The organism is Empedobacter sp. UBA7611, assembly GCF_002484365.1.
Lineage (GTDB): Bacteria > Bacteroidota > Bacteroidia > Flavobacteriales > Weeksellaceae > Empedobacter > Empedobacter falsenii_B.
In genome coordinates this window covers 1-12778 of sequence record NZ_DLJR01000030.1, presented here as the reverse complement: position 1 = coordinate 12778, position 12778 = coordinate 1, and the positions used below count along the sequence as shown (strand labels likewise).

11 protein-coding genes are annotated in these 12778 nt (G+C 30.5%); 10 read left to right on the top strand and 1 reads right to left on the bottom strand.

Annotated features, from left to right (window positions below; translation table 11 throughout):
* The first annotated feature begins 897 nt into the window (after positions 1-897).
* The 10 genes from B3R94_RS04120 (at position 898) to B3R94_RS04075 (ending at position 10596) form a co-directional block, all read left to right on the top strand.
* Positions 898-1290 (top strand): DoxX family protein, encoded by a 393-nt coding sequence (locus B3R94_RS04120; protein ID WP_280050222.1) that lies wholly within the window; start codon positions 898-900, stop codon positions 1288-1290.
* Between the two features lie 183 nt (positions 1291-1473).
* Positions 1474-2466 (top strand): OmpA family protein, encoded by a 993-nt coding sequence (locus tag B3R94_RS04115; protein ID WP_291098884.1) that lies wholly within the window; start codon positions 1474-1476, stop codon positions 2464-2466.
* Positions 2467-2495: 29 nt separating this feature from the next.
* Complete coding sequence (locus tag B3R94_RS04110; RefSeq protein WP_291098881.1) at positions 2496-3698, top strand: hypothetical protein; 1203 nt, start codon at positions 2496-2498, stop codon at positions 3696-3698.
* Between the two features lie 261 nt (positions 3699-3959).
* On the top strand, positions 3960-4928 hold the full coding sequence (locus tag B3R94_RS04105; RefSeq protein WP_291098878.1) for a fumarylacetoacetate hydrolase family protein: 969 nt from the start codon (positions 3960-3962) through the stop codon (positions 4926-4928).
* Between the two features lie 9 nt (positions 4929-4937).
* Entirely contained in the window at positions 4938-5816 is an 879-nt protein-coding gene (locus tag B3R94_RS04100; protein ID WP_291098875.1) for a flavin reductase family protein, read from the top strand.
* A gap of 3 nt (positions 5817-5819) precedes the next feature.
* Positions 5820-6491 (top strand): NAD(P)H-binding protein, encoded by a 672-nt coding sequence (locus B3R94_RS04095; RefSeq protein ID WP_115000417.1) that lies wholly within the window; start codon positions 5820-5822, stop codon positions 6489-6491.
* Complete coding sequence (locus tag B3R94_RS04090; RefSeq protein ID WP_291098872.1) at positions 6488-6670, top strand: YqaE/Pmp3 family membrane protein; 183 nt, start codon at positions 6488-6490, stop codon at positions 6668-6670. Before B3R94_RS04095 ends, B3R94_RS04090 begins: the two co-directional genes overlap by 4 nt.
* A gap of 303 nt (positions 6671-6973) precedes the next feature.
* Positions 6974-7567, top strand: coding sequence for a hypothetical protein (locus B3R94_RS04085; protein ID WP_291098869.1), 594 nt, complete (start codon positions 6974-6976; stop codon positions 7565-7567).
* Positions 7568-7689: 122 nt separating this feature from the next.
* Positions 7690-9960 (top strand): sensor histidine kinase, encoded by a 2271-nt coding sequence (locus tag B3R94_RS04080; protein ID WP_291098866.1) that lies wholly within the window; start codon positions 7690-7692, stop codon positions 9958-9960.
* Positions 9961-9963: 3 nt separating this feature from the next.
* A complete protein-coding gene (locus B3R94_RS04075; RefSeq protein WP_291065960.1) occupies positions 9964-10596 on the top strand; it encodes a response regulator transcription factor in 633 nt (210 codons plus the stop codon).
* Between the two features lie 280 nt (positions 10597-10876).
* Here the strand turns inward: B3R94_RS04075 and B3R94_RS04070 are convergent, their stop codons facing one another.
* Positions 10877-12601, bottom strand: a complete 1725-nt coding sequence (locus B3R94_RS04070; protein ID WP_291074172.1) for an MFS transporter — start codon at positions 12599-12601, stop codon at positions 10877-10879.
* Between the last annotated feature and the right edge of the window lie 177 nt (positions 12602-12778).

The window sequence follows — 12778 nt, the reverse complement described above, 5'->3', positions numbered from 1 at the left end:
AAAATGTTTGAATGCAGCGTTTAAAAGGTTTTAGCCCGTAGGGTTTTTAAAATCTTTAGTGGAATGAGAACATTTTTAGTAGAGAGGTTTACAGCCTTGACTTGCTTGTGCTGAGCCTGTCGAAGTATTCGTTAGTTTTTTTGATTGTTCCCCGAAGGGCATATGTATACCGATAATTAAAATATATAAGCTATGAATAAAAAAAGTGACAAAAGATTTCTCGATACCTCGAAATGACAGGGAGAAATTGTCATTCAGAATGTAGCTTTAGCGAAATGAAGAATCTCTTAACCCTTCTCATCCAATAGATTGAAGCTCGTCTGCAAATCGTATGTCGACTTTAATACTCTTATTTACAACAATTACGACTTTTCAGCAATGACGATTTATAAATTCATTGTTAAAAAAGGATTTTGAATATTGAAAAAGGAGTTAAAAATCCGACGATTTAGTATCGAAATGTTTTAATCATAGTAAATAAATCGATATTTTTCAGTTTACTGAACTATACAATTTCTAAAATAAAAAAAACTATGTTTCTATTGTGGTTAGAAAATTAGAGGATTCGGTTCGACACTTCGACACTTCGTAAACTCAGTAACAAGTTTCAATACTCACATCAAATACCGTCACTTCGAGTGATTTTCGAAATGTAATGTAGAAAATTATATCAAGAAGTTAAACGTTTTAAAAAAATTTTCATCTTATTCTTCAACATAATAAATGTGACAGCAAGAAAGAAAAAAACGTAAAAAGTTAAGCGTAAAACATAATAAATTAATTCCCTATAAATTTCAAATAAAAAATCTTGATTTTTCACCTATTCAAAACCCATTAAGTGTTAGTTGTACGATTTTTGATTCATTATTGAATAATAACATTCTAAAAATGAATACCATGAAAAATAACACGACACAAAACATCGCACGATATACCTTAGGAGCTTTTTTGATTGGAGCAGGAATTGCTCACTTAACTATAGCTAGAAAAGAATTCAAGACACAAGTACCAAATTGGGTTCCTTTACCCAAAGATGACACAGTTGTGTATTCGGGAATTGCAGAAATAGCCTTGGGTAGTACGATTGTTTTAGCTCCAGATAGTAAAAAAGAAATAGTTGGAAAAATAGCAGCTTGTTTTTTTGGGGCTGTTTTTCCTGGAAACTGGGCTCAATATAAAAACAAAAGAGATGGTTTTGGATTGGATACAGATCAAAAAAGATTAGCACGATTATTCATGCAACCTTTACTAATTATATGGGCTTTGAAATCGACTAAAAATACTAAATAACTTGTTTGAAGTAACCAACTTACGACAATTGAATTATATTAAACAAATTTGAATGAAAGAGGATGACTTTTAATAAAGATCTAAATAAAAGATTAAAAAAATTACGCAAATAAATAACTGTATGATAATAATTTATAGTATTTTTATCTCAAATAATACTATAAAATTAATATTTGAACAGCGATGAATAAACTATTTATTGTAGCGATTGCTGCTACTTTGATTGTTTCTTGTAACAACAAAACAGAAGAAAAGAAAACGGATAATGTTATAGTAGATACTAATCAAAAACAAGATAACACGGTTGCTGATAATGGATTTGACATCAGCAAAATTGCATTTTCAACAGCTGATATTGGAGATTTTCCTTTCATAAATCTTCCACAAGGTTTAAAAGAAATGAACAAACCTTTGGTAAAAGAATTCGACATATGTTTTTTTCCTATTAACGGTGTTATGACTCCTTTTGAAGGAAAATTATATAAAACTTTTGTTTCACCTAAAGAAGGAGAAGAATTTTCGCAACATTTCTTTGAAAAAAGTATGGCTGATTATTTACAATCTATCGGTGCTGTTAAAGTGTTTGATGGTGAAATAACCAAAGAAGAATATGAGCGTTACAATAAACAAGATCCAAATAAAGGAGGTGAAGGCGATATGGGATACGCTGGACAAAATATGAAGTTTTGGGTATTACGCACAAAAGATAAAGGAAATGTATATATACAATACCTTTCTAACAATGCTGGTGCTTCACTTAATGTATTACAAGAAGCAAACTTTAAGCAGACGATTACCAAAGTAACAGCAGACGATATTGCTAATGATTTGACTAAGAATGGAAAATCTATTTTATATATAAATTTTGATGTTGATCAAGCAAAAATCGCGCAAGAAGGTGATGAGATTGTGACTGAAATTGCAAATGCTTTAAAGAAAGATAACGCATTGAAAATATCGATTGAAGGGCATACAGATAATTCTGGAGATGCTAAACATAACAAAAAACTATCTAACGACCGTGCAAATGCTGTAATGCAAAAACTAATTACTTTAGGTATTGATAAAACACGTTTATCTGCCATAGGATATGGAGCCGAAAAACCATTGGTAGCAAATGATACAGAAGAAAATAAAGCAAAAAATAGACGTGTAGAATTGGTTAAAGTAAAGTAAAATCTATATATGTTTTATTTCTATTGAATATGAAAAATATTACTACTAATCGTATTTCACTATTTTCTTTGTTATTCTTTCTGAGTTTAAAGCTTGCTCAAGCACAAGACCTCCCTTATAAGTTTACAGAAGATATACAATCTAAAAAAAACAGTAGTGAAAATACTTTTGCGTTACAATTAGCAGCTACAGACTTTTCTTTTCAAGGAAGTTACAGTAAAGCCCTTAAAACTTGGAATGAACAACGTCCAGATTTAAAAGAAATAAAACTAAACCCTTTTGATTCTGTATTTTTTCATAACAGTAAAGCTGTTTCTGCAAAAGATTATATTATTGATAGAAGTAAAAATGAAAAAATCATTATACTAAATGAACTGCATCATAATGCAAGTCATAGATGGTTTGCAACTTCGTTGTTAAAGGATCTTTACGCAAATGGATATCGTTATTTAGGTCTTGAAGCATTAGATGATTTATTGATAAATGAAAGACAATTTGCTACAGTAGAAAGTGGATTCTATACTTCCGAGCCTAATTTTGGAAACTTTATAAAAGAAGCGCTTGATTTAGGTTTTACAGTATTTGGTTATGAAGCTTCGGATAAAGATAATTGGGACAAAGATCCCTGGAAAAATCGCAAGATTGCACAAGCTAAGAATATCCATTCTTTTATGAAAAATAATACCAATGGTAAATATTTTATTTATTGTGGTGCAGGACATGCTTTTGAAGGAGATAATAACGGTAGAGGTATGTCTATGGCAGGTATTTTAGCAGAGTTAACTGGTACTAATCCTTTTACTATTGATCAAAATAAATATTCAGATAAAGGAGAAAGTCGTTACAATCAACCTCTTTCTAAATTAATCACGACAACCACTCCAACTGTTTTGATAAATGATAAGGGAATCATTTTCAGAAGTAATCCATCTAGTTATGAAACTGATATCTCTATCATTCAACCTGCAAATTCCTTTCTAGAAACTACCCTTCTGCTTCAAAAATCTAAGGCATATAAAAAAATTATACTTCCTAAGAATCTTATTATAACATATCCTGCAATGATATTGCTCTACAGAAAAGGTGAAGCTGAACAAAATGGTGTACCCACAGCTGTATATGAAGTATTAACTGATACTGATATTCCTTCTATTTTTTTAAAGAAGACTACCTATGAAATTATAATTCTTGATAAAAATTACCAGATACAAAATAAATATACTAGTGATTAGACGTTTTGTATACGATGTAAAACAGGAAATATAACTATTTAATCTCGTATTATTTTCATTTTCTTAAATCCTTAAAAAAGGAAAATTAGATAAACAATTAAAATACATTCTCTGAAAGTTTAAACAAGTTTATATTTTAACCAAATCAATTATTCAATAACCGTATTGTTAAACAACTAAACATGTTATGAATCAGGTTTGAAAGAAAGTATTTTAAGATTAAAAATCATCTTCGTATCTTCACCTCTCAAACAACAAATAATGAAATTCGTTACTTTCTTAGAAAATCAGCAAGAAAAAGTAGGTCTTATTTGGCAAGATGCTATCTATGATTTGACAAAAATTAATCACAACTTACCTTCTACTCTAATCGAAATCTTAGCAGATGACGAGTTTTCACTATTAATCTGTCAACAGATTACAAACGAAATATCGCGTGGTGAATATAAAAATGCGGTGGTAAAAGAACCACAAATTTTGGCGCCAATACCTCATCCAGCAAGTTTTAGAGATGCCTATGCATTTCGCCAACATGTAGAAACTTCTCGCTTAAACAGAGGTTTGGATATGATTCCCGAATTTGATCAATTTCCTGTGTTTTATTTCTCTAATCATCAAGCTATTCAAGGTCCAGGAAAAATAGTTGCAATGGAAAAACATTTCGATCGAATGGATTTTGAACTTGAAGTCGCAATTGTCATCAAAAAAGAAGGCATCAATATCAAAGCAGAAAATGCGGACGAATATATTGGTGGCTTTATGGTTTTGAATGATTTGAGCGCACGTGCATTACAAATGGAAGAAATGAAACTGAATCTTGGTCCAGCAAAAGGAAAAGATTTTGCCTCTATGTTTGGTCCATATTTAGTCACTCCAACCGAAATCGAAAAATACAAAGTTGAGCCTAAAGAAGGACATATCGGAAATTGCTATGATTTAGAAATGTCTTGTTCTGTTAATAATATCGAAGTTTCTCATGGAAATTTCAAAGATATGCATTGGACTTTCGCCGAGATTATCGAGCGTATTTCGTATGGTGTCAAACTTTATCCTGGTGATATTATAGGATCTGGAACTGTTGGTACAGGTTGTTTTCTTGAATTGAATGGCACTGGAAAACGTCAGAATCCAGCTTATCAAGAACAATGGTTACAACCAAATGATACCATCGAAATGTCTGTTACAGGATTAGGAAAATTAGTAAATTCTGTTCATCTTTACACCCAATAAACTCAACTTATGCAACATACAAAATCTTTTGAGCCAAATACACGTCAATTTGATGACATTTTCAAACACGCCATTTCCCCACGTCCTATTTGCTTTGCAAGTACGATAGATAAAGATGGAAATGTGAATTTGAGTCCGTTTTCATTCTTCAATATGATGGGACAAAATCCACCTATTTGCGTGTTTTCTCCACTTCGAAAAATGAGAGATGGATCGACAAAACATACATTAGAAAACATTTGGGAACACCCAGAATGTGTAATTAATATTGTCAATTATAACATGGTTCAGCAACAATCGTTGGCAAGTGTGGAATATCCAAAAGGTGTAAATGAATTTGAGAAAGCAGGTTTTACAGAATTACCTTCAGAGTTGGTAAAACCGCCTCGTGTAGCAGAGTCTCCGATTCAATTTGAATGTAAAGTGCGTGAAGTAATTTCTGTTACAGATCAACCAGGTGCAGCTAATTTGGTGATTGCAGAAATTGTGCGCATGCATGTGCAAGAGGATTTATTAGATGAAAATGATAAAGTTTCGCCTTATGATTTGGATTTAGTTGCTCGCATGGGTGGTGATTATTATTGCCGAGTTATTCCGGAATCTATCTTCGAAGTCGAAAAACCTACGCGCACAATTGGTTTGGGAATAGATCAACTTCCTGATGAAGTGAAGCATTCTAATTATTTAACAGGCAATAATTTAGGTCAATTAGGGAATGTGGAAAAATTACCAACTAATGAAATGATTCGTAATTTCAAAGAACAATTGACGCAACGATTAGATATTAAGAAATTTAAATCTGCAGAGGTTCGTCATCAAGTTGCAGCAAAACTTTTGGAACAAGGAGATGTAAATGGTGCGTGGTATTGGTTGTTGATGAAAATTTAGACGATGAACAAAACTGCATTGGTTTTAGGAAGCTCAGGTTTAATTGGCTCTCTTCTCTTAGAAAAGTTATTCAATCATCCTGATTATGCTACTATTGTCGCAATTGTTCGAAAACCTCAACAAATCAATCACCCAAAGTTAATTGAAATCGTAACTGACTTTAATTCAGAAATTAATTTAGATGAAATTGAGCAGATTGATTCTATTTTTTCATGTTTGGGAACAACTCGAAAAAAGACGCCTGATTTAGATGCTTATCATAAAATTGAAGTCGATATTCCGAATCAGTTTGCAAAGCTTGGGAGTCAAAAAGGACTAACTAAGTTTCATTATATTTCGGCAGTTGGTGCAAATGCGAACTCGTCTAATTTTTATTTAAAAATGAAAGGCGAAGCCGAAGAAACTTTGCAAAAGAATACTATCAAACAATTGTTCTTGTATCGTCCATCTTTGTTAATTGGCAATCGAACGGAATATCGTTTAGCTGAGAATATCAGTGCAAAAGTTTTTCCTTTGATTAATATATTTTTACGAGGAAACTTATCTAAATATAAATCAATTGAAGCTGAAAAAGTTGCTCAATCACTTATTGAAAATGATTTGCATTCAACATCAAATAAAGTTTCAATTTTACATTACAACGAAATAATTAATTCGATAAATACAACACAATGATCATATTAGCCGTACTCCTACCTTGGTTATCATTCATTTTAAGAGGAAAAATAATACAAGGCGTTATTTGCTTAATCTTACAAATTACCTTAATTGGATGGTTGCCCGCAGCAATTTGGGCTGTTGCGTCACTTTTGGACGGAAGAAACAAAGCAAGGATAAAAGAATTGAATAAATAATAAATCAAAAAAAGACAACTAATTAAGTTGTCTTTTTGCGTTATTTACGTTCATAATAATTTAAGATTTTATCTTCTTTCCCATCATTATTTTTATCACGATATTCTATCAACACCAGCGTACAACACCAGCGTATTTTTGTCTACTTTTTGATATTTATACACAGTTGTTTTTCTTGTACCATAAGTTAAACTTAATTCCTTATTACTTTCATTTACCATTTAATCTAGGAAATTCAATAATTATAGTGAGTTTTTTGAACAATTTTCGAGATAATTTAGCAGTATCAAAATTGAAAAGAAGATGAAAAAAATAATGGTTCTAATGGTTTGTAGTCTTTTGGTTTCTTTTGGAAATGCGCAAGAATATACAACTAACAATCTTATAATAAAACAAGGAAATCAAACATTTAATATTGATAAAGCTGATCAAACAATTACGCTTCGTCCTGAAGAATTTAGTATTGAATATCTAAATAAACCTTATCAAGAAAAGAAAAATCTGTTTTACGCTGCACAAGCATTAGTGACTGATAGTTCGGCTGATGTTAATTTTCAAGAAGGAATAAAGATAGAAAGCATTCCGTATTTTGAATCTGGTAGTGGTTTTGCTGCAGAGAAAAACCAAGTCATATATTATCCGTTTTTATCGTATGATGGACATCAATATTTATATTATGTTTCAAATAATGAAAAACGTGTGGATAAAATTGGAACGTCTGGAAATTGGGATATTTACAAATGGACATTAAAAGGTGTTTATCAATATGACGCTGAAATGGATTGGAATATTTACGACAACGATCAAGTACATATTGCTTTAATTATTGATAGAAATTTAGACGAAATTCTTCAAAAGGGTGAATTTTTCGACGTTCATATTAACTTTAAGAAATAACAATAACCTATATCCTAACCTACCTCAACTTATGTACAAACTAAAACAGTCTTCGGATTGTTTTAGTTTCTTTGATTCTACAAAAGACATTATATTAGCTCAAATAAACTCAACATCACAATATGTTAAAAAGTAACAGTGCTTTAAAAACTCTTTTTTTTCAACTTATAGTCATTATTTTATGCGCTATTAGTGGAATTGCTAATGCACAGGAAGTACTGATTAATTTTGAGAATCAATATAATAAAACGGCTCCTAATTCTATTGAACGATACGAAATAACCGGAAAATATGCGCAAGCTTTATTGTTTAATAATCAAAAAGAAAAAGCTTTCACTGTTCTGAAACAAAATATTTCGAGCGCCGAAAAACTGAGTGATGGAAAATATGCTGCTTATTTACATGCTGTTTCTGCAATGAATAATCGTATTGATGATAATTTGAGTGCAACAAACTATAATTTGCAAAAAGCAATTTATTACAGCGGACGCACAACTGATTATTCAACAAAAGGATATGTTAAATATTGTGAAGGATGGTTGAATTTAAGAAACAATGAAGATTCTAAGGCTGTAAAAAATTTTATTGATGGGCTTAAATTTCTAGATAAAGCTACTATTACGCCAACTGTTCTTACACGAATGAGTTCTATTTATAACGAATTGACTGGAATTTATTCGAGATGGGATGATTACGAATTACAAGAAAAGTACAGCAAACTTGCTTTAGATGTAGCGCTTAAACAAAATAATCCTAATCTAATTTTTACTTCTTATATGTCGATTGGATACATGTATGAACAAAAATTTATGCAGAATGAAAAGAATATTTTTGTACGAGATTTAGCCGAAAAATATTATTCTAACGCAATTAATACGTATTATAAAAACAAAAATGAAATGGCTACCGCAACAGATTTGTCGTTTGTTGCTATTAATCTAGCCAATTTATATCTTCAGTTTTATCCAAAAAACTATCAAGGAAAAGTTATCAAATATGCCAATTTAGCCAAAGAAATAGGAGAACAAAATAATCAATCCGATCACGTTGCCGCTGCTAATGGTATTTTAGCCGAATTATCTTTGCAGAATAACGAAGTTTCTACTGCAAAAAGCTATCTACTCAATTCACTTATAAAAGTCAACGAGAATACAATGCCTGACAAAAATATTCTTCTTTCGTTGTATTTAAGCTTATCTAATATTGAAGATCGTGAAGGGAATTACAAAGAAGCTTTGCGTTATTATAAATTGTATACATCTACTTACAAAGAAATTTATGATAACGAACAAGCGCAGATCAGTAAACGTTTAGAAGCTCAATTTGATAAAGAACGTCAGCAACAACAAATGATTCGTTTACAATTAGAAGCTGAGAAAAAAGAGCAACAAATTCAACTAATGCACTCATTAGGAATTCAACAAGAACAAGAGTTAGAAAATGTAAGATTAAGTGAAGATTTTCAACGTAAACAATTAAAGTTATCTCGATTAGAATCCGATAAACGCTCACAAGAATTAACTATTTCTGAACAGAATTTAAGGCTTTCTAAACTAGAAAATAAAAATAGAAAGGATGAATTGGTCAATTATATCACAGAACTTAATTTCAAGAATAAATTAAACAAATATTATATTTTCTCCATCATTTTCTTTATTGCCTTACTTGGTTTATTGCTTTATGCTTTAAAACAACGTAACAAACATCTAAAACAGCGCGAAGAATTGTACAAGTTGGAAATAGAACAAGAACGTCAAAATTCTAAAATCTCTACGTTAACGGCGCTTCTTAATGGCGAAGAACAAGAACGCGCTCGTCTTGCACGCGATTTGCACGATGGTTTGGGAGGTTTACTTTCTGGAACAAAAATTCAGCTTACTCATCTGAACGAAAAAATTGACAATCATTCCAAAAAAGATATGGAAAAATCTATTCTGCAATTGGATAGTGCTGTTGATGAATTGCGTCGTGTAGCTCATAATTTAATGCCAGATTTGTTGTTGAAATATGGATTGGAAGAAGCCTTAAAAGAATACGCAATCCGCATGTCGAATGAGCAATTGGATATTGATGTTCAGTTTTTGAGTTATACCAATTCGCTCGACAAACAACATCAGTTATTGGTATATCGTATCATTCAAGAATTGGTTAATAATGCCATTAAACATGCGCATGCAACACAAATTATCATTCAATTTGTAGAAGATGAGAACAATTATTCTGTTACTGTTGAAGATGATGGAAAAGGTTTTGATATGAATAATACAAAATTGACGCAATCAGCAGGTTTACATAATATTCAATCGCGTGTTGAATTTTTAAAAGGACAACTAAATATACATTCAGAAATCGATTTAGGAACAAGTATAGAGTTCCAATTTCCTAAAATATAACTTATGATAAAAATAGCAATCACAGACGATCATCCTTTATTATTAGAAGGTTTGCGAAATATTTTGAGTAATCAACCAAGTTTACAAGTGGTCGATTGTTATGCTTCGTCTCAACAATTACAAGAAGCCTTAAAAACCACAGAAATTGATATTCTTTTGTTAGATATCAATTTATCGGATACCAATAGTATTGAATTGATTAAACCTTTCAAGAAAAAATATCCTGAAATGCACATTATTATGTTGAGCGTGCACAATGAATACGCTGTGATTAATAGTTGTTTGGAAGAAGGTGCATCTGGTTATATTCAGAAAAACGCTTCTGTTGACGAAATATTAGAAGGGATTAATTCTATTTTTGATGGAAAGAAATTTCTTTGTTCACAAACTAAAAATGTGATGAATAAGAAAGAAAAAGATGGTTTGAATACGATTCCGAAATTGACACGTCGCGAAAAAGAGGTTTTAATTGAAGCTGCACAAGGATTAACAACACAACAAATTGCAGATAAATTATTTATCAGTACACATACAGTTGACAGCCATCGTAAGAATTTGATCGAAAAATTTAAAACATCAAATTTAAGTTCAGCAATCACATCAGCCATAGAATATGGATTGATTTCAAAACCTTAAAAAATACCTATAAATAGGGATATTTTAATTCTAAAATTTTTATCAATTTTGAAAAAGAAATAACAACCTATATTTCAACCGACTAAACAACCCAAAATAAGATTACTAACCAATTCTTATTACCTTAACTACATCTATTGAAAAATCGCTTAGTTCTCTACTTAAGCGATTTTTTTTATATTATCTTAAATACTTAATAAAAAAGTATATAATTTAAAACTAAAAAAACGGAAGAATAATATTATTCTTCCGTTTTTTTTTATGACTAACATTATTCTTTTTAATGTCCTCCTTCAGATTCAATCTCATCTATATTAATTCCTTGTTTCTTTAAAAATCCTTTGACCATTACTGCAAAAGATATTAAATAAATAAAACAAATTAATGGAATAACATATGAATTATGAATTCCTATAATATCAGATAATTTTCCTTGTATAGGAGGAATAATACCTCCTCCTAAAATCATCATTACTAAAAATGCAGAACCTTGTGCTGTATATTTACCTAAACCTACAATAGATAAACTAAAAATTGCGGGCCACATGATAGAACAAGCTAAACCTCCAGCTAAAAATGCATAAATGGCAACAATACCTGTCGAAAGTAAACCAATTGTCATTGCGATCGCTCCAAAGATTGCAAAAATAAGTAATGTACGAGCTGGTTTATCTTTAGATAAGAAAAATGCTGCAATTTGTAAGGCTATACATATGATATAAAAATATAAATGTGACATATCAAATCCAGCTATAGTATTAACACCTATAACAATTGAAAAAGCAATAACCGGAACAATGATTAATAGGAATTGTTTTTTGGATTTAATCAAATTAAATGCGCTTATAGCTCCTGCCCATCTACCAATCATCATACTTCCCCAATACATCGTTACATATGGAGTTATTTGTGATGAGCTAAGATTTCCAAATTCTTTTAGTGTCAACAATTCTCCTAGATTAGAACCTATAGCTACTTCAACACCTACATATAAAAACAATGCTAACATTCCTAGAATTAATTGAGGATATTTCATAGCTCCCCATCCTTCCGACTTTTTCTTTGCGCTGAAATAGGCATACAATAATCCAATTATAACAACTGATAAAGCACCAAAAAGCCAAGCCATTCTTTTTAATTCTAAAGGATTTTTTAACGTAACTACTTCTGCTTTATAACTATCTATTAATGTTATGTTTGTCGTATTATTAATTAAGTTATTTAATTCTTCAATTCTTAAAGCTTCGACACTCTTATAACTTAAAAACACTGGAACAAACATGATTAATAGTAAAATTGTCATTACAATTAACATTGTTAATGCTTTGTTTGATTTCTCCATTGGTTCATTATTTATTCCTGCTGGAACTTTCTTAGAAAAGAAGAAAATTGCCGCAGCAATAACAAATAATAAACCTACTCCTATATATAGATATTCTACCTTTGTTAATGGTAAGTTCTTAATTACATCGTCTGACACATGATCAAAAGTACCAAACAATGCAAAACCAATTACTAATGGACCAATTGTAGTTCCAAAAGAATTTATTCCACCTCCCAAGTTAATTCGAGAAGTTCCTGTTTTAGGATCACCTAATAAAACTGCAAATGGATTTGCAGCAGTTTGTTGCAATGAGAATCCTAAAGCAACAATAAATAATCCCATTAGCATCCCAATATAAATATTTACTTGAACTGCAATTATCATAGCCCCAGCTCCTAATGCAGAAAATAAAAGTCCATAAACTATACTTTTTTTATACCCCCATCTTCCTACTAAATCCTTTCCTTTAACAACACTCAATATATATAATAAAAGCGCACCAATATAATAGGCTGTATAAAAAGCAAAATCGATTAATTGAGATTGAAATTGATCTAATTCAAAGTAATTTTTACAAAATGGTATAAAAATATTATTACCCGCTGCTATAAAACCCCAGAAAAAAAATACAATTATCAGCGTATAAAGTGCTGGATAATTAGTTTTTTGTGTTTGACTCATGTGTTTTGATATAATTATTAATACTTTTTGATGATTAGCTTTTTAAAAAGCTTATAAATATAGTTTATTTCTATTCTAAAAAACAAATATGATTTGATTTTATGTTAATGATAATTATAAATCATTTATATATTTCTGTAAGTAAATGGTATAAGGTTTTGTAATCTTCCCTAAAAA